The 24,659-nt window shown below is 61.7% G+C and carries 25 protein-coding genes; 14 read left to right on the top strand and 11 right to left on the bottom strand.

What is annotated here, in order from left to right; genetic code table 11:
- Positions 1–6 precede the first annotated feature (6 nt).
- Positions 7–378 carry a VOC family protein gene (locus ABLU73_RS18300; RefSeq protein WP_017899590.1) on the bottom strand — a complete coding sequence of 124 codons (372 nt, stop codon included), beginning with the start codon at positions 376–378 and terminating at the stop codon, positions 7–9.
- Positions 379–879: 501 nt separating this feature from the next.
- Between ABLU73_RS18300 and ABLU73_RS18295 the strand changes: the two genes are divergently transcribed.
- From ABLU73_RS18295 to ccmI, 12 genes are all read left to right on the top strand, one after another.
- Positions 880–1,635, top strand: coding sequence for a gluconate 2-dehydrogenase subunit 3 family protein (locus tag ABLU73_RS18295; protein WP_077263577.1), 756 nt, complete (start codon positions 880–882; stop codon positions 1,633–1,635).
- 2 nt (positions 1,636–1,637) lie between these two features.
- Positions 1,638–3,422: a GMC family oxidoreductase gene (locus ABLU73_RS18290; protein ID WP_002908285.1), complete on the top strand. Its 1,785-nt coding sequence runs from the start codon at positions 1,638–1,640 to the stop codon at positions 3,420–3,422.
- 10 nt (positions 3,423–3,432) lie between these two features.
- Positions 3,433–4,773, top strand: coding sequence for a cytochrome c (locus tag ABLU73_RS18285; protein ID WP_255896762.1), 1,341 nt, complete (start codon positions 3,433–3,435; stop codon positions 4,771–4,773).
- An 83-nt stretch (positions 4,774–4,856) separates the two neighbouring features.
- Positions 4,857–5,480: a cytochrome c biogenesis heme-transporting ATPase CcmA gene (gene ccmA / locus ABLU73_RS18280; protein ID WP_264924692.1), complete on the top strand. Its 624-nt coding sequence runs from the start codon at positions 4,857–4,859 to the stop codon at positions 5,478–5,480.
- The gene (gene ccmB, locus ABLU73_RS18275; protein ID WP_029602292.1) at positions 5,477–6,136 is read left to right on the top strand and encodes a heme exporter protein CcmB; all 660 of its coding nucleotides are present in this window, start codon (positions 5,477–5,479) and stop codon (positions 6,134–6,136) included. Before ccmA ends, ccmB begins: the two co-directional genes overlap by 4 nt.
- Before the next feature lie 49 nt (positions 6,137–6,185).
- Positions 6,186–6,923, top strand: coding sequence for a heme ABC transporter permease (locus ABLU73_RS18270; protein WP_032456216.1), 738 nt, complete (start codon positions 6,186–6,188; stop codon positions 6,921–6,923).
- Positions 6,920–7,150 carry a heme exporter protein CcmD gene (gene ccmD, locus ABLU73_RS18265; RefSeq protein ID WP_023286548.1) on the top strand — a complete coding sequence of 77 codons (231 nt, stop codon included), beginning with the start codon at positions 6,920–6,922 and terminating at the stop codon, positions 7,148–7,150. The genes ABLU73_RS18270 and ccmD overlap by 4 nt, the downstream gene beginning before the upstream one ends.
- Positions 7,134–7,592 carry a cytochrome c maturation protein CcmE gene (gene ccmE / locus ABLU73_RS18260; RefSeq protein ID WP_004143391.1) on the top strand — a complete coding sequence of 153 codons (459 nt, stop codon included), beginning with the start codon at positions 7,134–7,136 and terminating at the stop codon, positions 7,590–7,592. Before ccmD ends, ccmE begins: the two co-directional genes overlap by 17 nt.
- Positions 7,589–9,541: a heme lyase CcmF/NrfE family subunit gene (locus ABLU73_RS18255; protein WP_049092281.1), complete on the top strand. Its 1,953-nt coding sequence runs from the start codon at positions 7,589–7,591 to the stop codon at positions 9,539–9,541. The genes ccmE and ABLU73_RS18255 overlap by 4 nt, the downstream gene beginning before the upstream one ends.
- Positions 9,538–10,092, top strand: a complete 555-nt coding sequence (locus ABLU73_RS18250; RefSeq protein ID WP_004202997.1) for a DsbE family thiol:disulfide interchange protein — start codon at positions 9,538–9,540, stop codon at positions 10,090–10,092. Before ABLU73_RS18255 ends, ABLU73_RS18250 begins: the two co-directional genes overlap by 4 nt.
- 11 nt (positions 10,093–10,103) lie before the next feature.
- Positions 10,104–10,550, top strand: a complete 447-nt coding sequence (locus tag ABLU73_RS18245) for a cytochrome c-type biogenesis protein (protein WP_074377610.1) — start codon at positions 10,104–10,106, stop codon at positions 10,548–10,550.
- A complete protein-coding gene (ccmI, locus tag ABLU73_RS18240; RefSeq protein ID WP_264924693.1) occupies positions 10,547–11,389 on the top strand; it encodes a c-type cytochrome biogenesis protein CcmI in 843 nt (280 codons plus the stop codon). The genes ABLU73_RS18245 and ccmI overlap by 4 nt, the downstream gene beginning before the upstream one ends.
- A gap of 1,102 nt (positions 11,390–12,491) precedes the next feature.
- Here ccmI and ABLU73_RS18235 read toward each other — a convergent pair.
- Positions 12,492–13,187, bottom strand: coding sequence for an alpha/beta hydrolase (locus tag ABLU73_RS18235; RefSeq protein WP_017899579.1), 696 nt, complete (start codon positions 13,185–13,187; stop codon positions 12,492–12,494).
- A gap of 128 nt (positions 13,188–13,315) precedes the next feature.
- Entirely contained in the window at positions 13,316–14,032 is a 717-nt protein-coding gene (locus ABLU73_RS18230; RefSeq protein ID WP_017899578.1) for an SDR family oxidoreductase, read from the bottom strand.
- 811 nt (positions 14,033–14,843) lie between these two features.
- On the opposite strand from ABLU73_RS18230, the gene ABLU73_RS18225 reads away from it, so the two are divergent.
- On the top strand, positions 14,844–15,206 hold the full coding sequence (locus ABLU73_RS18225) for a TonB family protein (RefSeq protein WP_004202991.1): 363 nt from the start codon (positions 14,844–14,846) through the stop codon (positions 15,204–15,206).
- 175 nt (positions 15,207–15,381) lie between these two features.
- Here ABLU73_RS18225 and ABLU73_RS18220 read toward each other — a convergent pair whose 3' ends face one another.
- The 3 genes from ABLU73_RS18220 to budA are packed head-to-tail and all read right to left on the bottom strand — an operon-like array spanning position 15,382 to position 18,644.
- Positions 15,382–16,152: a (S)-acetoin forming diacetyl reductase gene (locus ABLU73_RS18220; protein ID WP_004151179.1), complete on the bottom strand. Its 771-nt coding sequence runs from the start codon at positions 16,150–16,152 to the stop codon at positions 15,382–15,384.
- Between the two features lie 23 nt (positions 16,153–16,175).
- A complete protein-coding gene (alsS, locus tag ABLU73_RS18215; protein ID WP_004202990.1) occupies positions 16,176–17,855 on the bottom strand; it encodes an acetolactate synthase AlsS in 1,680 nt (559 codons plus the stop codon).
- A 9-nt stretch (positions 17,856–17,864) separates the two neighbouring features.
- Complete coding sequence (gene budA / locus ABLU73_RS18210) at positions 17,865–18,644, bottom strand: acetolactate decarboxylase (RefSeq protein ID WP_002908205.1); 780 nt, start codon at positions 18,642–18,644, stop codon at positions 17,865–17,867.
- 106 nt (positions 18,645–18,750) lie between these two features.
- Here budA and ABLU73_RS18205 point away from each other — a divergent pair, with 106 nt between their 5' ends.
- Complete coding sequence (locus ABLU73_RS18205) at positions 18,751–19,623, top strand: LysR family transcriptional regulator (RefSeq protein ID WP_004145376.1); 873 nt, start codon at positions 18,751–18,753, stop codon at positions 19,621–19,623.
- A gap of 19 nt (positions 19,624–19,642) precedes the next feature.
- On the opposite strand, the gene ABLU73_RS18200 is transcribed toward ABLU73_RS18205, so the two are convergent.
- The 5 genes from ABLU73_RS18200 to ABLU73_RS18180 are packed head-to-tail and all read right to left on the bottom strand — an operon-like array spanning position 19,643 to position 24,658.
- Complete coding sequence (locus tag ABLU73_RS18200) at positions 19,643–20,413, bottom strand: 3-hydroxybutyrate dehydrogenase (RefSeq protein ID WP_004202988.1); 771 nt, start codon at positions 20,411–20,413, stop codon at positions 19,643–19,645.
- Between the two features lie 23 nt (positions 20,414–20,436).
- Positions 20,437–21,831, bottom strand: coding sequence for a GntP family permease (locus ABLU73_RS18195; protein ID WP_196531944.1), 1,395 nt, complete (start codon positions 21,829–21,831; stop codon positions 20,437–20,439).
- Between the two features lie 44 nt (positions 21,832–21,875).
- A complete protein-coding gene (locus ABLU73_RS18190) occupies positions 21,876–22,799 on the bottom strand; it encodes a 3-hydroxyacyl-CoA dehydrogenase family protein (protein WP_048295006.1) in 924 nt (307 codons plus the stop codon).
- An 11-nt stretch (positions 22,800–22,810) separates the two neighbouring features.
- Complete coding sequence (locus ABLU73_RS18185) at positions 22,811–23,992, bottom strand: acetyl-CoA C-acetyltransferase (protein WP_004202985.1); 1,182 nt, start codon at positions 23,990–23,992, stop codon at positions 22,811–22,813.
- Between the two features lie 9 nt (positions 23,993–24,001).
- On the bottom strand, positions 24,002–24,658 hold the full coding sequence (locus ABLU73_RS18180; RefSeq protein WP_004202984.1) for a CoA transferase subunit B: 657 nt from the start codon (positions 24,656–24,658) through the stop codon (positions 24,002–24,004).
- Between the last annotated feature and the right edge of the window lies 1 nt (position 24,659).

Here is a 24,659-nt window from a genome sequence, read left to right as displayed (position 1 = left end):
CGCTGGTTAAGACGCCAGATGGCACACAGCTTCAATATTGTGCCCGTCTGGCGCAATCACAAAGGCGGCGTAGTAACTGGCGTGGTAGTTTGGTCGTAACCCCGGCGCGCCGTTGTCCTTTCCTCCGGCGGCCAGCGCCGCCTGCCAGAAGGCGTCGACCTGTTCGCGGCTGTCGGCGCGAAAGGCAATGTGCAGCGGCGCCGGTTTTTCCGTACTTTGATAGAGGCATAGAGAGACATCGCCGCTGCCGGCCAGCTCTGCGCCGTAGGTCGGCTCGCCTTCGCCGACCAGCGTTACGCCAAGCGGGGCAAGGGCTTGTAAAAAGAACGCTTTGCTCGCGGCATAATCACTGACGCCGAATTTCACATGATCGAACATATCTTCTCTTCTCCTGCGGATGGGATATCGCCAGCCGAACGCGTTAGCCGGGAAATAGATGCAAAATAGTTAACAACGGTTATTAACTTTTTTAACAGCTCAAAATGTTTAATTATTCCTAATACGAGTATTTACAGACGTTTAATCTGCCATGTACCATAAACAAAAAATAACATTTGTGATACAAGTCACTCTTTTTTGGCGCATGGGTAAGCTCAGCGCGGTGTGAACGCCGCCGGTTTACCGCCTCAAGGTTATGGCAGCACCCTTCTCACGATGACATTCCGGTGAATTTCTCTCCGATTTCCCGCGTTTCGTTGAGAATCGTCTACTATCCAAACGATAACCCTATAAATGATATCGCCTCTGGCGATGTTTTATCCGACTTGCCGGGCCGGGCCAGACGCTAAGCGGTTTAAAAGCGCAATGGTATCGGTTCCAGCACGACATTCACTGGTTTTGTCAGCGACAAAAACAGTAATTTTCAATGACAGGAATGTGATGATGTCGAGCGAGAAAACTAACAATTCCAGGCGTGATTTCCTGGTGAAGTCGATGGCGCTGATCCCGACGGTGGTGATCGGCGGCGCGGGAGCAGGGGCCATTGGCGTGGCCACCAGCGCGACCGCGCAGGCGGCCCCCGCTTCAGAGCCAGCCTCCGGGAACACGGCGGCGGCCAGCCACTGGAAGCCGCAGTTCTTCAACGACCGTGAGTGGGCGTTTATCAACGCCGCCGTCGCGCGCCTGATCCCAGCGGATGAACTTGGCCCCGGTGCCAAAGAGGCCGGCGTGCCGGAGTTTATCGACCGCCAGCTCAATACCCCTTACGCCACCGGATCCATCTGGTATATGCAGGGGCCCTTCAACCCCGATGTGCCGAAAGAGATGGGCTATCAGCTGCCGCTGGTGCCCAAACAGATCTATAACCTCGGGATCGCCGACGCCGAGGCGTGGTGTCAGGACAAGTATCACAAGACCTTCGCTGAACTGAGCAACGAGCAACAGGACGAGGCCCTCGGCCTGTGGGAATCCGGCAAAGCCGAGTTCAAACAGCTTCCGGCCTCGCTGTTCTTCACCTATCTGCTGCAGAACACCCGAGAAGGCTTCTTCAGCGACCCGATCCATGGCGGTAATAAAGGCATGGTCGGCTGGACGCTGATTAATTTTCCCGGCGCGCGCGCCGACTTTATGGACTGGGTTGAACGGGGCGAACGCTACCCCTTCCCGCCGGTATCAATTAATGGGGAGAGGGCGTAATCATGGCCACCGTATTGAAAAAAACCGATGTCGCGATCGTCGGCTTCGGCTGGGTTGGGGCGATCATGGCCAAAGAGCTGACCGAAGCCGGGCTCAACGTCGTGGCGCTGGAGCGTGGCCCGATGCGCGACACCTGGCCGGACGGCGCCTATCCGCAGGTGATTGATGAGCTGACCTACAACATCCGCCGCAAGCTGTTCCAGGATCTGTCGAAAAGCACCGTCACCATCCGCCATAACACCAGCCAGCAGGCGGTGCCGTATCGCCAGCTGGCGGCTTTCCTGCCGGGTACCGGCGTGGGTGGGGCCGGGCTGCACTGGTCCGGCGTCCATTTCCGCGTCGATCCCATCGAACTGCGGATGCGCAGCCACTATGAAGAGCGCTACGGCAAAAACTTCATTCCCCAGGATATGATCATCCAGGATTTCGGCGTCACCTACGACGAGCTGGAACCGTTCTTCGATAAAGCGGAGAAAGTGTTCGGCACCTCCGGGACCGCCTGGTCGATCAAAGGCAAGGTCGTCGGTAAAGGCCGCGGCGGCAACGCTTTCGCCCCGGACCGCTCAGACGACTTCCCGCTGCCGGCGCAGAAAAACACCTGGTCAGCGCAGCTGTTTGAAAAAGCGGCGCTCGAGGTGGGTTACCATCCCTACAACCTGCCGTCGGCCAACACCTCCGACTCCTATACCAACCCCTATGGCGCGCAGATGGGTCCGTGCAACTTCTGCGGTTTCTGCAGCGGCTACGCCTGCTACATGTACTCTAAAGCCTCGCCGAACGTGAACATCCTGCCGGCGCTGCGCCAGGAAAAACGCTTTGAGCTGCGGACCAACGCCAACGTGCTGAAGGTCAACCTGACCGACGACAAATCCCGCGCCACCGGCGTGACCTACGTCGACGGCCAGGGGCGCGAAATGGAGCAGCCGGCGGACCTGGTGATCATCGGCGCCTTCCAGTTCCATAACGTGCACCTGATGCTGCTCTCCGGGATCGGTAAACCGTACAATCCGGAGACCGGCGAAGGGGTGGTGGGGCGTAACTTCGCCTACCAGAACATGACCACCATCAAGGCCATTTTCGACAAAGACACTTATACCAACCCGTTTATCGGCGCGGGCGGCAACGGCGTCGGCGTCGACGACTTCAACGCCGACAACTTCGACCACGGCGCGGCCGGCTTTGTCGGCGGTTCGCCGTTCTGGGTCAACCAGGCCGGGACCAAGCCCATCTCCGGTTTCCCGGTACCGCCGGGCACCCCGGCGTGGGGCAGCAAGTGGAAAGCGGCGGTGGCCGATACCTACACCCATCACCTGTCGATGGATGCCCACGGCGCGCACCAGTCCTATCGGCAGAACTACCTCGATCTTGATCCGAACTACAAAAACGTCTTTGGCCAGCCGCTGCTGCGCATGACCTTCGACTGGCAGGAAAACGACATCAAGATGGCGCAGTTTATGTTCGATAAGATGGCGCCGATCGCCAAAGCGATGAAGCCGAAATATATCCTCGGCAGCCCGAAAAACGCCAACAGCCACTTTGATACCACCACCTACCAGACCACCCATATGAACGGCGGGGCGGTGATGGGGGAGGATCCGAAAACCAGCGCCGTTAACCGTTATCTGCAAAGCTGGGACGTGCATAACGTCTTCGTCATCGGCGCCTCCGCTTTCCCGCAGGGGCTGGGCTATAACCCAACCGGCACGGTGGCCGCGCTGGCCTACTGGTCAGCGAAGGCGATCCGCGAGCAGTATCTGAAAAATCCGGGTCCCCTGGTGCAGGCATAAAGGAAGGCAGATGATGAAAATGCAATGGTTATCGGCCCTGGTGCTTGGGGCATTGAGCTGCGCGGCCTTCGCCGAAGAGGCGCCTGTGGACAGCAATCTGATTAAGCAAGGGGAGTATCTGGCGCGGGCGGGGGACTGTGTCGCCTGCCACACCAACGGCAAAGCGGGCAAACCTTTCGCCGGCGGTCTGCCGATGGAGACGCCGATCGGCACCATCTACTCCACCAATATCACGCCGGATAAAGAACACGGCATTGGCGGGTACACCTTCGAAGAGTTCGACGACGCGGTGCGCAAGGGCGTGCGGAAAGATGGTTCCACACTCTATCCGGCGATGCCGTATCCCTCGTTCGCACGGATCAGCGAAGCGGACATGCGCGCCATGTACGCCTACTTTATGCACGGCGTGGAGCCGGTGAATGTCGCCAACAAGGACACCGACATCCCGTGGCCGCTGTCGATGCGCTGGCCGCTGGCGTTCTGGCGCGGCATCTTCGCGCCGACGCCGAGCGACTTTGTCGCCAACACGCAGGTTGACCCGGTGCTGGAGCGCGGCCGCTATCTGGTGGAAGGCCTGGGCCACTGCGGCGCCTGTCATACCCCGCGTAGCCTGACGATGCAGGAAAAAGCGCTCAGCGAAAGCGAAGGCGATGATTACCTGGCGGGCAGCAATGCGCCGATTGACGGCTGGGTTGCCTCCAGCCTGCGCGGCGAAAACCGCGACGGTCTGGGGACCTGGAGCGAAGCCGAGCTGGCCGAGTTCCTGAAAACCGGACGTAACGATAAATCGGTGGTCTTCGGCGGCATGAGCGATGTGGTGGAGCACAGTCTGCAGTATCTTTCTGATGACGACATCACCGCCATCGCCCGCTATCTGAAGTCGCTCCCGCCGCGCGGAGGCAAACAGACCCCAGCCCCGGTGGAAGACAGCGTGGCGAAAGATCTGTGGAAGGGTAACGACAGCAAAACCGGCGCCGCGCTGTACGTCGATAACTGCGCCGCCTGCCACCGCACCGACGGCGTAGGCTATAAACGCGCCTTCCCGTCGCTGAAGGGCAATCCGGTGGTGCAGACCGAAGATGCCACTTCTCTTATCCATATCGTTCTGACCGGGAGCACCACGCCGGCGGTGAAAGACGCGGTCTCCAACCTGACCATGCCATCGTTCGGCTGGCGTCTGGACGACCAGCAGGTGGCGGATGTGGTCAACTTCATCCGCACCAGCTGGGGCAACAACGCGCCGGCGGTCAGCGCCAGCGATGTGGCGAAGGTGCGTAAGGAGACCGCGGCGCACGATGAGAAGGCGTTAGGCAACGCTGATATCTCGAAGCTGCCGGGGGCCGGACAGTAACCGTCAGGGTTGCGTCGCCCACGCGGCGCAACCCATACTTAGCCAGGACGTAAAATACTGTCTGAATCAAGGAGTTTGCCTTCATGCTGCATGCAGAGCGACTGACCTGCATCGTTGACGATCGACCGCTGTTTGCGGCGCTGACGCTGTCCCTCGCTGCCGGCGAGCTGCTGCAGGTCGCCGGTGATAACGGCGCGGGGAAAACCTCGCTGCTGCGGATCCTTTGCGGCCTGGCGCGCCCGGAAAGCGGGGTGGTGAGCTGGCAGGGCCAGCCGCTGGCGAAGGTCCGGGAGTCATTTCACCGTCAGCTGCTGTGGCTGGGCCATAAATCCGGCGTCAACGCGGCGCTGACCGCCGATGAAAACCTGCGTTTCTTCTTTCCGGCCAGCCGCCTTCAGCAGCGGGAACGCGCCCTCGCTGCCGTCGGCCTGGCGGGCTATGAAGATCTCCCCTTGAGCCAGCTCTCCGCCGGGCAGCAGCGTCGGGTGGCGCTCACCCGCCTGTGGTTAACCGACGCGCCGCTGTGGATCCTCGATGAGCCGTTCACCGCCCTCGACGCCACGGCGATGGAAACCCTGACCCGTCGCCTGGAACAGCACGCCCGGCAGGGGGGATGCGCCATCCTCACCACCCACCAGCCGCTGCGGCCGCTGGGCTGTCCGTTGCGCACCCTGCGCCTCGGCGGCGAGGCTGGAGGCGGGCAATGATGCGTGCGCTGTTGGCCCGGGAACTGCGCCTGGCGTGGCGCAGCGGGGCGGAGATCCTCAATCCCCTCTGGTTCTTTCTGATCGTCATCACCCTGTTTCCGTTCGGCGTAGGCGCCGCGCCGCAGCTGCTGGCGCAGATTGCGCCGGGCGTGGTGTGGGTCGCCGCGCTGCTGGCGGCGCTGCTGGTGATGGATCGGTTGTTTCGCGACGACTGGCAGGACGGTTCCCTGGAGCAACTGATGCTCCTGCCGACGCCGCTGGTGGCGGTGGTGCTGGTGAAGGTGGTTGCCCACTGGATGATGAGCGGCCTGCCGCTGCTGATCGTCTCGCCGCTGGCGGCGCTGCTGCTGGGGATGAGTCTGCATGACGCCGGCGTGCTGGCGCTGACCTTGCTGCTCGGCACCCCGACGCTCAGTTTTCTCGGCGCGGTGGGGGTTGGCCTGACGGTCGGCCTGAAGCGCGGCGGCGTCCTGCTGAGCCTGCTGGTGTTGCCGCTGGCGGTGCCGCTGCTGATTTTCGCCACCGCGGCCTGCCAGGCCGCCGTCGCCGGGCTCCCGGTCGGCGGCTATCTGGCGATGCTGGCGGCGTTCTTAACCGCCAGCGCCACCCTGTGTCCGTTCGCCACCGCCGCCGCGCTGCGGCTGACCGTGCAATAATTCGCTGCGCCTGCGGGCGCGGCCATCATAACCGTGTGAGTAAGCGTCTATGTGGAAAGCGTTACATCAACTGGCGATCCCCGAGCGGCTGTACCGCCTGTGCGGATGCTGGATCCCCTGGCTGGCGGCGTTGAGCGCGCTGTTGCTGGTCATCGGTCTGGGGTGGGGATTTGGCTTCGCCCCGGCGGACTATCAGCAGGGGGAAAGCTACCGGATCATGTATCTTCATGTCCCGGCGGCGATGTGGTCGATGGGGCTGTACCTGGCGATGGCCGTCGCGGCCTTCATCGGGGTGGTCTGGCAGATCAAAATGGCCGACCTGGCGATCGCCGCCCTGGCACCGGTGGGGGCGGTCTGCACCCTGGTGGCGCTGGTCAGCGGCGCGGCGTGGGGCAAGCCAATGTGGGGGACCTGGTGGATCTGGGACGCCCGCCTGACCTCGGAGCTGGTGCTGCTGTTTCTGTATGCCGGGATCATCGCCCTGTGGCACGCCTTTGACGACCGGCGGCTGGCCGGGCGCGCGGCGGGGATCCTCGTGCTGGTCGGGGTGGTCAATCTGCCCATCATTCATTACTCGGTCTACTGGTGGAATACCCTGCACCAGGGTTCGACCAACCTGCAGCAAACCATCGACCCGAGCATGCGTCTGCCGCTGCGGATCTGTATCTTTGCTTTCCTCGCGCTGTCGGTCACCCTGACCCTGATGCGCCTGCGTAACCTGATACTCCAGCTGGAGCGTCGTCGACCGTGGGTGGTGGCGCTGGCTAACAAAGGAGCCGTCCGATGAGCCCCGCTTTTTCTTCGTTCGCCGCCTTCCTGAATATGGGCGGCTATGCCCAGTACGTCTGGCTGGCGGTGGCGGTGGCCGTCGCCGCATTTGGCCTGCTGACGGTGCACACCCTGTGGGCGCGGCGGGCGCTATTCCATGAAGTGCGACGCCAGCAGGCGCGCGAGCGGCGGATCGCTGCTGCCCGCGAACATGACAAGGAGGCCGCGGATGCAAGCGCGTCGTAAAACCCGGCTGTATATCGTGCTGGCGGTGCTCGCCGGACTTGGGCTCACCGTCAGCCTGACGCTGTACGCCCTGAGCAGCAATATCGATCTGTTCTACACCCCGGGGGAAATTATCTACGGCAAAACGGAAACCCGGGCGCTACCCCATACCGGGCAGCGCCTTCGGGTGGGAGGCTACGTTCAGCCGGGCTCCCTGCAGCGCGACCCGCAAACTCTCGACGTGCGCTTTAAGCTGTATGACGCCCGCGGGGTGGTGGACGTTAGCTATAAGGGCATTCTGCCGGACCTGTTCCGTGAGGGGCAGGGCGTGGTGGCCCAGGGCGTGCTGGACGGCGAGCGGCATATTACCGCCCAGCAGGTGCTGGCCAAACATGATGAAAATTACACCCCGCCGGAGGTGAAAAACGCCATGACGCCGGAGAAAACGGGGGCGCAGCCATGATGCCGGAGCTGGGCAACTTTTTACTGTGTCTGGCGGCGGGGCTGGCGCTGCTCCTGAGCGTCTATCCCCTGTGGGGCGCGGCGCGGCAGGACCGGCGGCTGATGGCCCTTGCCCGGCCGCTGGCCTGCGGGCTGTTCGCCTGTATCGGCGGCGCCTTCCTGCTGCTGGTGCACGCCTTCGTGGTCAACGACTTTACCGTCCGCTACGTGGCGGAAAACTCCAACAGCGCGCTGCCGGTGTGGTATCGGGTGGCGGCGACCTGGGGGGCGCATGAGGGCTCGCTGCTGCTGTGGGTTCTGCTGCTCAGCGTCTGGACCTTCGCCGTCGCCCTCTTCAGCCGCCGGATGCCGCTCGACGCCGTCGCCCGGGTGCTGGCGGTGATGGGGATGATCGCCTTGGGGTTCCTGCTGTTTATCCTCTTTACCTCCAACCCGTTCAGCCGCGGCCTGCCGCAGTACCCCATTGATGGCCGCGACCTCAATCCGCTGCTGCAGGATATCGGCATGATTTTCCATCCGCCGATCCTCTATATGGGGTACGTCGGCTTCTCGGTGGCTTTCGCCTTCGCCATCGCCTCGCTGCTGGCGGGCCGGCTGGATACTGCCTGGGCGCGCTGGTCGCGTCCCTGGACCCAGGCGGCATGGATGTTCCTCACCCTCGGCATCGTGCTGGGCTCGGCGTGGGCCTATTACGAACTGGGCTGGGGCGGCTGGTGGTTCTGGGACCCGGTGGAAAACGCCTCGTTTATGCCGTGGCTGGTTGGAACCGCGCTGCTGCACTCCCTGGCGGTGACCGAGAAGCGGGGCAGCTTCCGCGCCTGGACGGTGCTGCTGGCCATCGCCGCCTTCTCCCTGTGCCTGCTGGGCACCTTCCTGGTGCGCTCCGGGGTGCTGGTCTCGGTGCATGCCTTCGCCTCGGATCCATCGCGCGGGCTGTTTATCCTGGCGTTGCTGATTGTCGCCATCGGCGGGTCGCTGCTGCTGTACGCCCTGAAGGGCGGCCGGGTGCGGGCGCGGGTGGAACATACCCTGTGGTCGCGCGAGTCGTTCCTGCTTGGCAACAATATTTTGCTGATGGCCGCGATGCTGGTGGTGCTCCTCGGGACGCTGTTGCCGCTGGTGCATAAGGAGCTGGGCCTCGGCAGCATCTCCATCGGCGAGCCGTTCTTCAATACCATGTTCACCGCCCTGATGGCGCCGTTTGCGCTGCTGCTGGGGCTGGGACCGCTGATCCGCTGGCGGCGCGATGACATCGCCAGGCAGATTAAGCGCCTGATTATCGCTCTGCTGGTGACGTTGTCACTTTCTCTGGCGCTGCCGTGGCTGCTACAGGACCGTATCACCGCCATGGCGGTCATTGGCCTGATGATGGCCCTGTGGGTGCTGATCTTCGCCCTGCTGGAGGTTCACGAACGGGCCACTCATCGCCACGGCTTCTGGCGCGGCCTGCGGACGCTGACCCGCAGCCAGTGGGGGATGGTGCTCGGTCACGTCGGCGTGGCGGTGACCGTTATCGGCATCACTTTTAGCCAGAACTACAGCGTGGAGCGCGATGTACGGATGCGCCCCGGCGACAGTATCGATATCCATCGCTATCACTTTGTGTTTAACGGCGTGCGCAATATCGTCGGCCCCAACTGGACCGGCGGCGAAGGCATTATCGCCGTGACCCATAGCGGACGCCCGGAAGCGACGCTGTATGCCGAGAAACGCTTTTACACCGCCAGCCGGATGATGATGACCGAGGCGGCGATCAGCGGCGGGCTGACCCGCGATCTGTACGCCGCGCTGGGGGAAGAGCTGAGCGACGGCAGCTGGGCGGTACGTCTGTACTACAAACCGTTCGTTCGCTGGATCTGGTACGGCGGGGTGCTGATGGCCCTCGGCGGTCTGTGCTGCATGCTCGACCCGCGCTATCGGATGCGTAAGAAGCTGCAGGAGGCCTCATGAACCGGAAGCTGCTGTTTATCCCGCTGGCGCTGTTTCTGGCGCTGGCCGCTGCGCTGTTCTGGCAGCTGATGCGCAACGCCGATGGCGACGACCCGACGACCCTCGAGTCGGCGCTGATCGGCAAACCGCTGCCGGAGTTTCGCCTTGAAGCGCTGAATACCCCCGGTCAGACGCTGGACCGGCGGACGCTGATTGACGGCAAGCCGCTGCTGCTCAACGTCTGGGCCACCTGGTGCCCAACCTGTCGCGCCGAGCATCAGTTTCTCAACGGCCTGGCGCAGCAGGGCGTGCGGGTGGTGGGGATGAACTACAAAGACGATCGGCAGAAGGCGATGAGCTGGCTGCAGCGCCTGGGTAATCCGTACAGGCTGAGCCTGTACGACGGCAACGGCATGCTCGGCCTGGATCTGGGGGTTTATGGCGCGCCGGAAACGTTTCTTATCGACGGTCAGGGCATCATCCGCTGGCGGCACGCCGGCGACCTGAACGAACGGGTGTGGCGCGAGGAGCTCCAGCCGCTGTGGAATCAATACAACCGGGGGGCGGGCTGATGAGAGGGGTAATGGGCATCCTGCTGGCGCTGATGCTGACCGGCCAGGCGTGGGCCGCCATCGATACCTGGCAGTTTAAGGATGAGGCCCAGGAGCAGGCCTTTCGCGAGATCACCTCCCAGCTGCGCTGCCCGAAATGCCAGAACAACAGCATCGCCGACTCGAACGCGATGATTGCCGCCGATATGCGGCAGAAGGTGTACGAACTGATGCAGCAGGGGAAAACGAAAGGGCAGATCGTTGACTATATGGTGGCCCGCTACGGCAATTTTGTCAGCTACGAGCCGCCGCTGACCGCGGGCACGGTGCTGCTGTGGCTGGGGCCGGGGCTGTTCGTCCTGGCGGGCGCCGGGATGATTATCGCCCGCGCGCGTCGTCGCGACATCCCTGACGCGGCGCTCAGCGCTGAAGAGCGCCAGCGGCTGGCGGAATTATTAAAAGAAGGAAAAGAACGATGAGCCTGTTGGTGGTTATCGCCGGGCTGTTGCTGGCTGGCGCGCTGGGACTGCTTTATTACCCATGGACGGGCAACGGGGCGGTGGACCGCGATACCCTCAACCGCGCCCTGTATCAGTCGCGCCTGCAGGAGCTGACGCAGGAGCGCGGCGAGGACAACCCGGCGCTGGTCGTCGAGCTGCAGCGCACGCTGCTGACCGATATCCCGCCCCAGGCACAGCCTGGCGAACGGCCGCTAAGCCGCTGGGCGCTGCTTCCGGGCGCGCTGCTGCTGGTGGTTCTGAGTCTGGGCCTGTATCTGAAAACCAGCGATATTGGCCAGGTGCTGCTCTGGCAGCAGGCGGAGCGGCATTATCCTGCGCTGCTGCAGCAGGTTAAGGACCCGACCGCGCCGCCGCTGCGTATGGATGAGCTGGCGGAGCTGCGGCTTGGCCTGCGCAGCCATCTGCAGAATACTCCGCACGACCTCGCCGGCTGGCAGTTGCTTGGGCGGCTGGGTCTGCTGTTGAACGATGGCAAGACGGCGATCGGCGCCTTTGGCCGGGCGCATGCGCTGGCGGCGGACGACCCGGCGGCGGCTTTCGATTATGCCAGCGCGCTGGTGCGGGCGGGGGATAGCGGTCAGGTCCGGATGGGCGAGCTGCTGCTGCGTGACCTGCATCAGCGACAGCCGACCAGCCTGCCGGTGCTGGAGATGCTGGCCCTGAGCGCGGTGCGTAATGAAGATTACCCCGAAGCCGTGGCGGCCCTGCAGGCGTTGCTGGCCCGGCTGCCGGAAGGGGATGCGCGGCGCGAGGCGATCGTCCGCCAGCTGGCGCAGGCGCAGCAGCAGGCGCAGTAACTGACCGGCGGCGCTGAACGTGGGGTCTGCCGCGAGGGCGGTACGGACAGCCCTGGTTTTGTAGGCCGGGTCAGGCGCAGCCGCCCCCCGGCACAAAATCGGCTCCGTGCCCGCTGTCCTTGCCCGGCGGCGCTACGCTTGCGCGGGCCTACGAAGGGCGCGAATAGAGCGCCAAATCGCGGGCAGCCTTTGTAGGCCGGGTAAGCGAAGCGCCACCCGGCAACATGTTGAGCTCGGAGCCTGATATCTTCCCGGCGGCGCTGCGTTAGCGTGGGCCCGGGGATATGAGCTGACGGGAGGTCTTTGTAGGCCGGGTAAGGCGCAGCCGCCACCCGGCAACATGGCGGCCACGGTGCGATATCTTGCCCGGCGGCGGGGGAGACTGTTATCGGTTTTACAGGTTCTCAGCCCGGGCAAAGCGTTTATCACGCGTGACTTCAGCGTAGTTTGCGCTCCAGGTTAATCGTCTGCGTTATGCCTGGCATGGCGCAGGGAGCGCACAGGGGGCGGCCAGTCGCCGCCGCTCCCTGTACCCCCGGGCTCCGGCCAGCAAAATCGCCACTGCGTGGTCCCTTCGACTTATCCCTGCAGGCTTCGGGTCGGGCCGAGGCAGCGTCCGTGCAAAACACGGCCCTCAGCCCGCATCCATGCGGGCTGCCCCGGCCTTCCGGGAATGTCTCAGCGATTTTGAGGCCGCCAGCACCGGCAGTTTCAGCAAGGCTGGTGAATAAATTAACGACAGGTCGCACGAACTGTAGGCCGGGTAAGGCGTAGCCGCCACCCGGCACAAAATCGGCTCCGTGCCCGCTGTCCTTGTCCGGCGGCGCTACGCTTGCGCGGGCCTACGAAGGGCGCGAATAGAGCGCCAAATCGTGGGCAGGGTAAGGTGTAGCTGTCACCCGGCAAAAATACGGCACAAGAGCGGCCCAACAGCGTAGCCGGGATAAGGTGCCATACGCCGCCATCCGGGATTTTCTCTGCTGTCGCTATGCTCAGCCGCTTCCGTGTTGCTATTGCAGAACTTCATGTTTGCTGGTGACCAGGAACAGACCATACCCTGATGAAGTCAGTCAGGATATTTGCCGGATAAACGCCCAATAATTTACGTAGCCGGGAGCCATTCAACAATAGTTCTTGCCAACTCCCTGGGCTGTTCGAGCGGAATCATATGGCCGCAATCCCGAATAATTCTTAACGACGCAGAAGGTATGGCTTCGACCAACTCTTTTGCCTCCTTCATCGAACGGATGGCATCATCTTCACTGGCTATAACCAATGTTGGACAGCATATTGTTGCAGAAGGTATACCTTGTCTGGATAAGGATGATTGCGTGATGAAGGCTTCAAATCCCAGAGAGTATCCCATTTTCTGGATAGCTGAAATCATATCCTGATTTGATGTGTTGAGAGGGTGGAGTGACCGGGCAATAGCATAGCTGCTCAGCCCCTTAAACGTTGTGGGGGACAATGACTGCACATTTTTCCGCTTTGCTTCAGCCTCTAACGGCGTATCTTCCCGTAAGGAACTGGCAATAAGCACTAAGGACTCTACACGTTCAGGGAATTCTGCTGCCAGTTGTCGGGCAATATACCCTCCCATCGAAAAACCTATCAAAGAAAACTTCTCAGGCAGAAAAGTAATCAGATGCTGCACTACATCATGAATGGTTCGTCCTTCAGTTACAGATGCATGATGAACAATACAGTTTGACGGCAGGTATCTTTCAAATTCATGCCACAGCATTTCATTCAGCATAAACCCGGGAATTAAAACGATTTTACGCGGCTTTAAACTCATATGTCTCGCTTAAATGTATCAGTGTATTTATTGGGTTTGACAGGTCAAAAATATCTTATTAACTGCGACAATATCAAATCCCAGCCCTGGATAGGCGCTGTCTATTTCCACAGAGTCCCTTAACGTTTCTAACGTCCTCCCAGGCTTCCTCCACCATCAACAGGCAGTACTACGCCAGTAATAAAACTCGCGTCTGATGATAAAAGAAAGGCTATTGCTGAAGCCACTTCAGCAGGAGAACCAAGTCTGCCCATAGGTATTGTCGATAAAATGCGTTGTTCTGCTTCACTTCCAACAGGTCGTGTTCTATGAAAAAGCTCTGTCTCTATTGGCCCGGGAGCAATCGCGTTTGCGGTGATCCCGAATTGAGCAAGCTCTAAGGCCCAGGTTCGTGTACAACCTACCAGAGCACTTTTGGCCGCTGCGTAAGCTGTTCTGTCAGTCGCACCGAAAATAGCACGGCTACATACATTCACAATTCTTCCCCAGCCTCTGCTCTTCATGTTGCTAACCAGCGCTTGTGTTATCTGAACTGCCACCCGTACATTGATATCCATAACATTCAGGAACGTTTGAATATCAATGTTTCCCAATTGTTGAGGTAAGGCCACACCTACATTATTTACGATGCCGTGAATTTCATGATTTTCGGTAATTTTTAATAAAACTACGCGAGTTTCATCAGCACTACTCAGGTCGGCCGTATATAAAACCCCCGGAAAGCCGGCATCAACATGACGGGCAATACCCACAACAAGGTGACCCTGTCCTGATAATTTGTCACTGAGCGCTCTTCCTATCCCTCTGGTTGCGCCAGTAATAAGAAAAGTACGATAAGGTTCCATAGTAGAATCCTCTGTCTCATTAGGAGGGATGCGAATCAGATGATTACTGAAATCCCATTTTTGTGTTCACCGTCTATCAGACTAGCAGAATAATGACCAACTTCCGCTCCTCGCTGATGGCGGACCTCTGGCTCTGCTGGTTTGTCCGCTTGATGCCAGGAGCGGAAAGCGCTGACATCACAAGGTACCACTCAACGCGGCGCAAGCCAGTCAGTTAGCGAGTTTTTGTAGGCCGGGTAAGGCGCAGCCGCCACCCGGCAAAAATACGGCACAAGAGCGGCCCCATAGCGTAGCCGGGATAAGGTCTCACGCATCGCTCTCCGGGATTCTCCCTGCGGGCGCTATGCTCAGCCGCTTCCGTGTTAATCTCTAGGTGTCGCAGGAATGACTGAAGAATCTCCCCCTTAGCATCAGCAGCAAGCTGCCGCTAAGCCCGCGGAGAACACCCTCTTAACGTTGCAAGCGCTGGAGATCCCGAGCACCGAAGTTAAAAAGGATTAGCTAAAGGTCTTCAGCGCGGGACGCGAATAAATGCTAATCACTTGAGGGGGTTAGCTCGGCCATGTTCCCTGGCGAACCGGATAGTGCTGCTGACAGCTGGCATAAGAATCGTTGATTTAGTCGCTCAGCGCCCACTTGTCCTGATAGCGAAACGTCATCGGGAATGGATGTAGTACGAAACGCCTGGTCAGGAGGTCAACGTGATTGCTACTGAAGACGCGGTATTCAGTGATCATCTCAGCTGGTAACCTGTCACTCGCGCCATTGGTAACGTGAAGATTCATGATTAATTTTGGAGTTCGGACGATTTATGAAAGCTATCAGACTATTCACTCTGATTCTGCCATTGTTCCTGGCACTCTGCGCCGGCACACAGGTCAGCGCCAGCACACCTTCAGGCAGCATTTCCTCTGCAAACACATCAATTACCACTCGTGATAAGAACGGAAACCTACTGCCGAGTTTCCTGCGGCTTCAGTACGATGTGGATTCAGATGGCAGAGTTCAGAATGTAAAGATACTTGAATCGACAACGACTCCGGAGTTGGAACATCAAATCATTGATAAAATGATGAAAAAATGGCGTTTTGAAAAGGGGAAACCAGGAAAAGCGCAAAGATTAGTCGTCAAGATCCAACCCAAATCAGACGGCGGTCCCGCAAATAAGCAGTAAGAACTTATAATGACAAGTTCCCTGAAGCATCGTCTACGTCGTTAAAGTCCCCTGAGTGCCAGGAGCGGACTCTACCTAATCAATAGAGGGTTCGTTTCACCGGAATGCTTACACTCAAACCCAAAAAAGCCCCCGCGCGAAAGCAGGGGCAAGCCATGTCAGAGCTTATTATTTATTAGTTAAACACCATCCCGCCGTCGATCAGCAATGACTGACCGGTCATATAATCAGAATCCGGGCTGGCAAGATAGGAGACGCAGGCGGCGACATCTTCCGGCTCGGATAGCCTACCGAGGGTGATGCGTTTGGCGAACTCGGCGGTACCGTAGCCCAGCGGTTTACCGGCGGCTTCTGACACCTGGCGGTCAATTTCGGCCCACATCGGCGTTTTGACGATCCCCGGGCAGTAGCCGTTGACTGTGATGCCCAGCGGCGCGAGGTCGCGAGCGGCGGTCTGGGTTAAGCCGCGCACCGCGAATTTACTGGAGCTATACACCGCCAGCTCCGGGTTGCCGACGTGGCCGGCCTGGGAACAGGCGTTGATGATTTTCCCGCCGTGCCCCTCTTTCTTAAAGGCTTCGACCGCCGCCTGAATGCCCCAGATCACCCCTTTGACGTTGATGTTGTAGACTTTGTCGACAATTTCCGGGGTAATGGACTCGATCGGCGTGGACGGCGCTACGCCGGCGTTATTGACGATGACGTCGAAGCCGCCCAGCGTTTTGCGTGCCTGTTCAACGGCGGCAAATACCTGGTCGCGGTCAGAAACATCCACTTTCACCGCCATGGCGCGGCCGCCGGCCTGGTTGATTTCCGAGGCGACCGCTTTGGCGGTGGCATCGTTATAATCGGCAATGGCCACGGCAAATCCATCCTTCACCAGACGAAGGGCGATAGCTTTACCAATCCCCTGGCCGGCGCCGGTAACAAGTGCGACTTTTTTCATTTTCCTTTCCTTATTGTGATGACTTACAGAATCTGACTCAGATGCAGCTGGCCCATCAGCAGCGGGTTATCACGATAATCCACCGGAATGGCCACCACCGCCGGGCCGTCGACGTCCATCGCCGCGCGCAGGGTCGGCTCCAGCGCCTCGGCGCTTTCCACGGCAAACCCTTTGGCGCCGAAGGACTCGGCATAGGCTTTAAAATCCATCGGCCCGAACTCGACGCCGGACAGGCGCTGATATTTTTTCTCTTCCTGGATGGCCACCATGTTGTAGCCGTTATCGACCCAGATCAGGTGCAGCACGTTGGCTTTCAGGCGGACGGCGGTCTCCAGCTCCATGCTCGACTGCAGGAAGCCGCCGTCGCCGGAGACGGAGACCACTTTGCGCTCAGGATTGACCAGCCAGGCGCCGATGGCCCAGGGCAGGGCGACGCCCATGGTCTGCTGGCCGTTGGAGATCATCACCTGACGGGCGCGGAAGCTGTACAGGTAGCGGGCAATCCAGATATGGAAGCTGCCCATGTCCACGGTCAGCGTGACGTCGCTGTTGACGATATCCTGCATGGCGCGAACGATGCGCAGCGGATGCAGAGCAAACTGATTCAGCTGCGCGCCGCGGCGGTCCAGCAGTTCGCGCTGGTGCTGGCGGTCGCGGAGGATCTCCGCCGCCTGCGGGGAGAGCACCAGCCGGCGATCGATATTTTGCGCCAGCTTGTTGAGGGTGCCGGCGATATCGCCCACCAGCTCGACGTCCGGGGTGTAGTTGCGCTCTTCATAGGCGGGCAGGACGTCGATATGCACCAGCGTCGCGTTGCCGCTGTTCCACATCGCCGGTTCATATTCCACCGGGCTGTAGCCGATGCAGATCACCAGGTCGGCGAGCTGCAGCAGACGGTCCCCGGCCTGGTTGTTAAACAGCCCGACCCGGCCGGCGAAGCGAGAGAAGTTATCCTGATTCACCGCCCCGGCGGCCTGATAGGTGCTGGTGACCGGAATATGGCTGGCCTCCAGCAAACGGCGCAGCGCCGCGCTGTTCTCCGGCTGGCTGGCCATCAGGCCGAGCAGGAAGATCGGGTTTTTCGCCTGAGCGATAAGCTTCGCCACCTGGTCGATGGCGGCATCCGGCGCGGCGCCCATCTGCGGGGCCCCGCTGGCCGGCAGTACTTTGCCGCTGACCGGGCCATCGACCACATCCTGCGGCAGGCTGACGAAAGCGCTGCCCGGGCGGCCCTGCTCGGCGGCGCGGAAGGCGTTGGAGACCACTTCCGCCAGCGCGTCCGGCGCGGTCACCTCGACGGCGTATTTCGTCACCGGGCTGAACATCGCCACCGTATCCATACTCTGGTGGACCTGTTTGGCTTTATCGGCGCGTTTCACCGCGCCGCCCAGGGCCACCACCGGGTCGCCTTCGCTGTTGGCGGTGGCCATACCGGTGATCAGGTTGGAGCAGCCCGGGCCGGAGGTGACCAGCGCCACGCCGGCTTTACCGGTAATGCGCCCGACGGCGGCGGCCATAAACGCGGCGTTGGCTTCGTGGCGTACCGGAATAATGCGAATGGAGGAATCCAGCAGTGAGTCGAATACCTTGTCGATTTTGGCGCCAGGGATGCCGAACACCTGACGTACCCCCTGGGCTTCCAGCTGGCTGACGACGAGATCGGCGCCGTGCGCCCACTGGCGTACCGGATACTGTTTGTCCATGTGACCCCCTTAACTTTCTACGGAACGGATGGCGGCATCGAGATTATCGGGATGCAGATTGGCCTGCAGGAACGCGCTGTCGGCGGGCAGGTCGATCATCAGCTTGTGAATTTCGCCGAAGGTCAACACTCCGTGGTCGAGCTGGTAATCCAGCAGGTGACCGCCGCCTTTGCGGTCATCGGTAATAAAGTGCTCGTGATACCCGGCGACGTTGATCCCCTGCATATGCTGCGGGGTACGGAAGCCGACCAGTACCCCTTCGCGCTGGTTAAAGCGGAACACCGGCTGATCGTCGAGGACGTCGGTCATCGCCCGGTACGGCGGCGTCTGGCGCGGTACGGTGCGGGTATGGGCATGGCGGAAATGGCCATCGATGCGCAGGGCGCAGAACAGGTTGTCAGAGGGAATTTGCTGGTCGATCACCTCGTGCAGCTGCTGGCGGCTCACCGGGTGGTCGAAAGTTTTCCGGTACTGCGGCTGGAACCAGGTCATCACCGCGAACGGCGTTTTCTGCTCCGGCTGGGCTTTGCGCGCGCTGCCGTCGGCCCGCAGCTGATAGACCTGACTGCTGAAGGCGATCAGCTCCCCGTCCAGCTCATTAAAGGTGCCGAGACCGAAATCGCCGTGCTTCAGCAGGTCGGCGATGGTGGTGCTCCCTTCGTAAACCCCGCTTAGCAGGGCGCTCATGAGCGATGTCTGATAGAGCACGCTCTCGGGATGCTGCGCGGAAAACGCCCGCAGGGTTTCGCATAGACTCTCTTCGCAGGTGCATTCAGCAGAATGATTCATATACCACTTCCTCGTTCAACAAATATAAGAAAGGTTAAATAAATGTTGACCCGATTCAGCTCACAGTTCCAATATAGAAACCATGCTGGTTTGAGACGTTTTCGATATGGAACTTCGTTATCTTCGCTATTTTGTCGCCGTCGCCAGGACGCGGCACTTCACCCAGGCCGCCAAGGAACTGGGTATTTCACAGCCTCCGTTAAGTCAGCAAATTCAGCGGCTTGAGCGCGAGGTGGGGACCCCGCTGTTTCGGCGTTTGACCCGCGGTGTGGAGCTCACCGAGGCCGGTGAGTCGTTCTATGAGGATGCCCGTCAGATCCTCGCCATGAGCGATGCGGCGCTGGAGAAGGCCAAGGGCATTGCCCGCGGGATGAACGGCAGCCTGTCGCTAGGCATTACCAGTTCTGATGCTTTCCACCCGCAAATCTTCACGCTGCTGCACCGTTTTCAGCTCGACCACCCCGGGGTGACCCTGCACCAGATGGAAGACAACATGGCCAATCTGATGACCGCCCTGAGCGAGGCCGAGCTGGATATTGCCTTCGTCCGTCTGCCGTGCGAGAGCAGTAAGGCTTTTAATCTGCGGATTATCGATGAGGAGCCGATGGTTATCGCGCTGCCGCGCGATAACCCGCTGGCGACGCAGCCGACCCTGGCCCTGGAGCAGCTGCGCGACGTGGCGCCGATCCTCTTCCCGCGGGAAGTGGCTCCGGGGCTGTATGAGCTGGTGTACAACAGCTGCCTGCGCGCCGGCATCGATATGGAGCGCGCCTGGCAGTCGTCGCAGATTTCGTCGTCGCTGAGCATGGTCAATGCCGGGTTCGGCTTCGCGCTGGTCCCGCAGTCAATGACCTGCATCCAGCAGCCGAACGTCAGCTATCACCCGCTCAGCGGGGCGCCGCTGAAGACCGATATCGCCATCGCCTGGCGGCGCTTCGAGCGCTCGCGCACGGTGAAACGCTTTCTGGCGATGTTCTGATCTTCGCGACGCCTGCGGCTTACTGCGCCACCCAGCCGCCGTCCATGTTCCACGCCGCGCCGCGCACCTGGGCGGCGGCGTCGCTGCACAGAAACAGCGCCATTTCGCCCAGTTGCTGCGGGGTGACAAACTCCCCGGAGGGCTGCTTTTCCGCCAGCAGCTGGGCGCTGGCCTGCTCCGGGTCGACCCCCTCGGCGATGCGCTTATCGATCTGCTGCTGCACCAGCGGAGTCAGCACCCAGCCGGGGCAGATGGCGTTGCAGGTGATGCCGCTGCGCGCGGTTTCCAGGGCCACGGTTTTGGTCAGGCCGACCACCGCGTGCTTGGCGGCGACATAGGCCGATTTCTCTTTCGACGCCACCAGGCCATGCACTGAGGCAATGTTGATGATGCGCCCCCAGTTGCGCTGGCGCATGCCCGGCAGCGCCAGGCGAGTGGTGTGGAAGACGCTGGAGAGATTGATCGCGATGATGTCGTTCCATTTGTCCACCGGGAACTGCTCCACCGGGGCCACGTGCTGGATGCCGGCGTTATTGATCACGATATCGACGCCGCCGAAGGTGCTTTCGGCATAGCGCATCATCGCCTCGATCTGCCCGACGTCGCGCAGGTCGGCGTCATGATAGCCGGGGATCTTGCCCAGCGCGGCGACTTCAGCCCGGGCGTGGCTGCTGTCGCCGAAGCCATTGAGCACCAGCTGGGCGCCTGCCTGCGCCAGCACTTTGGCGATCCCTAAGCCGATGCCGCTGGTGGAGCCGGTGACCAGCGCTGTTTTACCGTTTAAATTCATCATATTTCTCCTTCAGTCGGGTCTCAGACAATGCCGGTCACATAGAACGTGGCAATGACAAACAGTACCGCGAGGCTTTTGATCACCGTGATGGCGAAAATGCCGCCATAGGCCTGGCGATGGCTCAGGCCGGTGATCGCCAGCAGGGTGATCACCGCCCCGTTATGCGGCAGGGTATCCATGCCGCCGCTGGCCATGGCGGCGACGCGGTGCAGGACCTCCAGCGGAATATTGGCGGCGTGGGCGGCGGCGACAAAGGTCTCGGACATCGCCGCCAGGGCGATGCTCATTCCCCCGGAGGCCGAGCCGGTGATCCCGGCCAGCACCGTGACGCTGATCGCCTCGTTTAACAGCGGATTGGGAATAGCCGCGAGGGCTTTCGACAGCACCAGGAAACCCGGCAGGGCGGCGATAACCGCGCCGAAGCCATACTCAGAGGCGGTGTTCATCGCCGCGAGAATAGCCCCGCCCACCGCCGTCCGGCTTCCTTCTGCCAGCCGGCCGCGAATATTGCGGTAGCCGCAGACCAGTACCAGCACAATGCCGGAGAGCAGCGCCGCCTGTACCGCCCAGATGGCGGTGATTTTCCCCACCTCGGTGACCACAGGCTTCGCCAGACCCGGGAGGGTGAGCTCATGGCTGGCACCGTACCACTGCGGGATCCAGTGGGTAAACAGCAGATTCAGCACCCCCACCAGCAGCAGCGGGGCGATAGCGATCAGCGGATGCGGCAGGTTGATATCATCCGGGGTCTCCGGCTCATTTTGCAGGTCGGTCCCATAGCCTTCGCCGCTGGCCTGCGCTTTGCGGCGCTGGCGCTCCAGCCACAGCAAACCGAAGAGGATAATGAACAGCGAGCCGATAAGCCCCAGCCACGGGGCCGCCCAGGCGTTGGTGCCGAAGAAGCTGGTGGGAATAATATTCTGGATCTGCGGCGTGCCGGGCAGGGCGTCCATGGTAAACGAGAAGGCCCCGAGGGCGACGGTGGCTGGGATCAGCCGTTTGGGGATCCCGCTCTGGCGAAACAGCTCGGCGGCGAAAGGGTAGACGGCAAAGGCCACCACAAACAGCGATACCCCGCCGTAGGTCAGCAGGGCGCACACCAGCACGATCACCGGGATCGCATGGCGGCGTCCAAGGATGCGGATGGCGGCGGCGACAATCGACCGCGAGAATCCCGACAGCTCAATCAGCTTGCCGAATACCGCGCCCAGCAGAAACACCGGGAAATAGAGCTTCACAAAGCCGACCATTTTTTCCATAAACAGGCCGGTAAAGGCCGGGCCGACCGCGCCCGGGTCGGTGAGCAGCACCGCGCCGAGGGCGGCGATCGGCGCAAAGAGGATCACGCTGTATCCACGGTAGGCTGCCAGCATCAGTAATGCCAGCGCGGCCAGGGCTATTATCACACTCATCACGACGTCTCACTCTCATTGTTATTGTAGGGGTACAGAACGCGATACTAGGGCTTCAGGGCGAAGCGCAGCTGGTGTTCCCGGCGCGACTGGATGCGCTGGCGCCGGGCCTCGTCCCAGCGGTAAAAGCCTTGCCCGCTGCGGGCGCCGGTGTCGCCTCGCGCTACTTTCTCCGCCACCAGCGACATCATCTCGGTGCCGCTGGCCAGCTCCGGCAGCAAGTGCTGGCAGATATCCTGGACCGTCGCCAGGCCGGTCATGTCCGCTGCCTCCAGCGGGCCGACCATCGCATAGCGGCGGCCCAGCGAGGCGCGCATCACCTGGTCCACCACCTCCGGGGACGCGATGCCGCTGTGGACGATATGCAGCGCTTCGCGCAGCAGGGCGAACTGCAGCCGGTTGCCGACAAAGCCCGGCGCGGCGCGGTTGAGCACCACCGCTTCCAGCGCGCAGGCGGCGCAAAAGTCGCTCACCTGGCGCGCCAGATGAGGCAGGGTGGCGCTCCCGGGCACCACTTCCACCAGCGGGATCAGGTGCGGCGGATGCCAGAAATGGGCGATCAGTAGCCGTTCCGGGAGGCGCATGCCCTGCGCCAGTTGATCCGGCGGCAGGCCGCTGGTGTTGCTGGCGATAATCGCCTCGTCGGCGATCAGCGTTTCCAGTTCGGCATACAGGGCGTGCTTCAGCCCCAGCCGTTCGGGGATCGCTTCAATCAGCAGCGTGGCGTCCGCCAGCGCTTGCAGCGCCGGGGTAGGGGTTAAACGGCTCAGCACGGCGTCGCGGTCGGCGGGAGCCTGCTGACCGCTCGCCTCCAGCTCGCGCAGGATCGCCTCGGCTACTGTGGGTATCTCGGCGAGACGTTGCGGATCGGTGTCATACAGGCGGACGGCGTGACCGTGACGGGCGAAATGGCAGGCAATGCCGACGCCCATCAGTCCGGCGCCGAGTACCGCCAGGCGTGGTGTAAACATAGTGGCTCCTGTTAACGTTGAAGGGTCATGGCGATGCCCTGTCCGCCGCCGACGCACAGGGTGGCCAGCCCTTTGCTGGCGCCCCGGCGCTGCATCTCATGCACCAGACTGACGAGGATCCGGCAGCCGGAGGCGCCGATGGGATGGCCCAGGGCGATGGCGCCGCCGTTAACGTTGACCTTCTCGCTGTCCCATTCGAGCAGCTGGCCGACGGCCAGCGCCTGGACGGCAAAGGCCTCGTTGGCTTCGATCAGATCCACCTCGTCCAGCGTCCAGCCGGCGCGCTGCAGCGCCTGGCGGCAGGCGCTCACCGGGCCGATGCCCATCACCGACGGGTCGACCCCGGCGACCGCCGCGCTGACAATGCGCGCCAGCACCGGCAGCCCAAGCTCGTGCGCTTTATCGACGCTCATCAGCAGGACCGCCGCAGCGCCGTCGTTCAGCGATGAGGCATTCCCGGCGGTGACGCTGCCGTCAGCCGGGCGAAACGCCGGGCGCAGCTGGGCCAGCTGCTGCTCGCTGGTCTCCGGGCGCGGTTGCTCATCGTCGGTCACGACACGCGGCGGCTTTTTGCCCTGCGGGACGCTGACCGGGACGATCTCCTGGCGAAAGCGTCCGGCGGCGATAGCGGCCGCCGCTTTGCGCTGGGAGCTGGCGGCGAAGGCGTCCTGGCGCTCGCGGCTGATGTCGAAGGCGTCGGCAAGGTTCTCGGCGGTAATGCCCATGTGGTAGTCGTTAAAAGCGTCCCACAGGCCGTCCTGGATCATGCTGTCCTGCAGGCTGGCATGGCCGAAACGCAGGCCGTCGCGGGCGCCATTCATCAGATAGGGAGCATTGCTCATGCTCTCCTGGCCGCCGGCGATAACGATCTCGGCGTCGCCGCAGCGGATCGCCTGCACCGCCTGCTGAACCGCTTTCAGCCCTGAGCCGCACACCAGATTGACGGTGACCGCTGGAGTGTCCACCGGCAGGCCGGCCCGCAGCGCGGTCTGGCGCGCCGGGTTCTGCCCGCAGCCGGCGGTGAGCACCTGGCCGAAAATCAGTTCATCGACCGCTGCGGCGGGCAGCTGGCAGCGTTCAAGCAGGCTGCGCACCACTGCCGCGCCGAGGTCGACGGCGGAAAGCGGGGCGAAGGCCCCGCGAAAGCTGCCGACCGGGGTGCGTACGGCAGCAACTATGGCAATATCGGTCATGGTCTCTCCTTAGCTGAAGCGCATTTCGCGCACGTCGTCGGCGACGATCAGCCGTCCCGCCGTTTTACGCATCACCTCGTCGGGGCTGACCCCCGGGGCCACTTCGCGCAGGACAAACGCCCCGTCGACAATGTCCAGCAGGGCCAGGTCGGTGAGCACCCGGCGAATGCAGCCCACGCCGGTGAGCGGCAGGGTGCACTGCGGCAGCAGTTTGGATTCGCCGTTCTTTGAGGCGTGGGTCATCACCACGATGATGTTCTGCGCGCCGGCCACCAGGTCCATGGCGCCGCCCATCCCCTTGACCATTTTTCCGGGGATCATCCACGAGGCGATATTCCCTGCGACGTCGACCTCAAAGGCGCCAAGAACCGTAAGATCGACGTGGCCGCCGCGGATCATGGCGAACGACTGGGCCGAATCGAAGATCGCCGCCCCGGTTTGCGCGGTGACGGTCTGTTTGCCGGCGTTGATCATGTCGGCGTCGAGAGTTTGCTCATCGGGAAACTCGCCCATCCCCAGCAGGCCGTTCTCCGACTGGAGCATCACTTCAATGCCGGCGGGAATGTAATTGGCCACCAGCGTCGGGATACCGATCCCGAGGTTGACGTAGTCGCCGTCGCGCAGCTCCTGGGCGACGCGCATCGCCATTTGTTCGCGGGTTAACATC

The organism is Klebsiella sp. GG_Kp175, from assembly GCF_040062325.1.
In the GTDB taxonomy this organism is placed as follows: domain Bacteria; phylum Pseudomonadota; class Gammaproteobacteria; order Enterobacterales; family Enterobacteriaceae; genus Klebsiella; species Klebsiella quasipneumoniae.
The sequence above is the reverse complement of the archived record's forward strand: the minus strand, read 5'-3'. Positions and strand labels throughout refer to the sequence as shown.

Bases quoted from the DNA above. Each gene is read 5' to 3' on its own strand.
- ABLU73_RS18300 (WP_017899590.1), bottom strand. From the start codon at position 378: ATGTTCGATCATGTGAAATTCGGCGTCAGTGATTATGCCGCGAGCAAA.
- ABLU73_RS18295 (WP_077263577.1), top strand. From the start codon at position 880: ATGATGTCGAGCGAGAAAACTAACAATTCCAGGCGTGATTTCCTGGTG.
- ABLU73_RS18290 (WP_002908285.1), top strand. From the start codon at position 1,638: ATGGCCACCGTATTGAAAAAAACCGATGTCGCGATCGTCGGCTTCGGC.
- ABLU73_RS18285 (WP_255896762.1), top strand. From the start codon at position 3,433: ATGATGAAAATGCAATGGTTATCGGCCCTGGTGCTTGGGGCATTGAGC.
- ccmA (WP_264924692.1), top strand. From the start codon at position 4,857: ATGCTGCATGCAGAGCGACTGACCTGCATCGTTGACGATCGACCGCTG.
- ccmB (WP_029602292.1), top strand. From the start codon at position 5,477: ATGATGCGTGCGCTGTTGGCCCGGGAACTGCGCCTGGCGTGGCGCAGC.
- ABLU73_RS18270 (WP_032456216.1), top strand. From the start codon at position 6,186: ATGTGGAAAGCGTTACATCAACTGGCGATCCCCGAGCGGCTGTACCGC.
- ccmD (WP_023286548.1), top strand. From the start codon at position 6,920: ATGAGCCCCGCTTTTTCTTCGTTCGCCGCCTTCCTGAATATGGGCGGC.
- ccmE (WP_004143391.1), top strand. From the start codon at position 7,134: ATGCAAGCGCGTCGTAAAACCCGGCTGTATATCGTGCTGGCGGTGCTC.
- ABLU73_RS18255 (WP_049092281.1), top strand. From the start codon at position 7,589: ATGATGCCGGAGCTGGGCAACTTTTTACTGTGTCTGGCGGCGGGGCTG.
- ABLU73_RS18250 (WP_004202997.1), top strand. From the start codon at position 9,538: ATGAACCGGAAGCTGCTGTTTATCCCGCTGGCGCTGTTTCTGGCGCTG.
- ABLU73_RS18245 (WP_074377610.1), top strand. From the start codon at position 10,104: ATGGGCATCCTGCTGGCGCTGATGCTGACCGGCCAGGCGTGGGCCGCC.
- ccmI (WP_264924693.1), top strand. From the start codon at position 10,547: ATGAGCCTGTTGGTGGTTATCGCCGGGCTGTTGCTGGCTGGCGCGCTG.
- ABLU73_RS18235 (WP_017899579.1), bottom strand. From the start codon at position 13,187: ATGAGTTTAAAGCCGCGTAAAATCGTTTTAATTCCCGGGTTTATGCTG.
- ABLU73_RS18230 (WP_017899578.1), bottom strand. From the start codon at position 14,032: ATGGAACCTTATCGTACTTTTCTTATTACTGGCGCAACCAGAGGGATA.
- ABLU73_RS18225 (WP_004202991.1), top strand. From the start codon at position 14,844: ATGAAAGCTATCAGACTATTCACTCTGATTCTGCCATTGTTCCTGGCA.
- ABLU73_RS18220 (WP_004151179.1), bottom strand. From the start codon at position 16,152: ATGAAAAAAGTCGCACTTGTTACCGGCGCCGGCCAGGGGATTGGTAAA.
- alsS (WP_004202990.1), bottom strand. From the start codon at position 17,855: ATGGACAAACAGTATCCGGTACGCCAGTGGGCGCACGGCGCCGATCTC.
- budA (WP_002908205.1), bottom strand. From the start codon at position 18,644: ATGAATCATTCTGCTGAATGCACCTGCGAAGAGAGTCTATGCGAAACC.
- ABLU73_RS18205 (WP_004145376.1), top strand. From the start codon at position 18,751: ATGGAACTTCGTTATCTTCGCTATTTTGTCGCCGTCGCCAGGACGCGG.
- ABLU73_RS18200 (WP_004202988.1), bottom strand. From the start codon at position 20,413: ATGAATTTAAACGGTAAAACAGCGCTGGTCACCGGCTCCACCAGCGGC.
- ABLU73_RS18190 (WP_048295006.1), bottom strand. From the start codon at position 22,799: ATGTTTACACCACGCCTGGCGGTACTCGGCGCCGGACTGATGGGCGTC.
- ABLU73_RS18185 (WP_004202985.1), bottom strand. From the start codon at position 23,992: ATGACCGATATTGCCATAGTTGCTGCCGTACGCACCCCGGTCGGCAGC.
- ABLU73_RS18180 (WP_004202984.1), bottom strand. From the start codon at position 24,658: ATGTTAACCCGCGAACAAATGGCGATGCGCGTCGCCCAGGAGCTGCGC.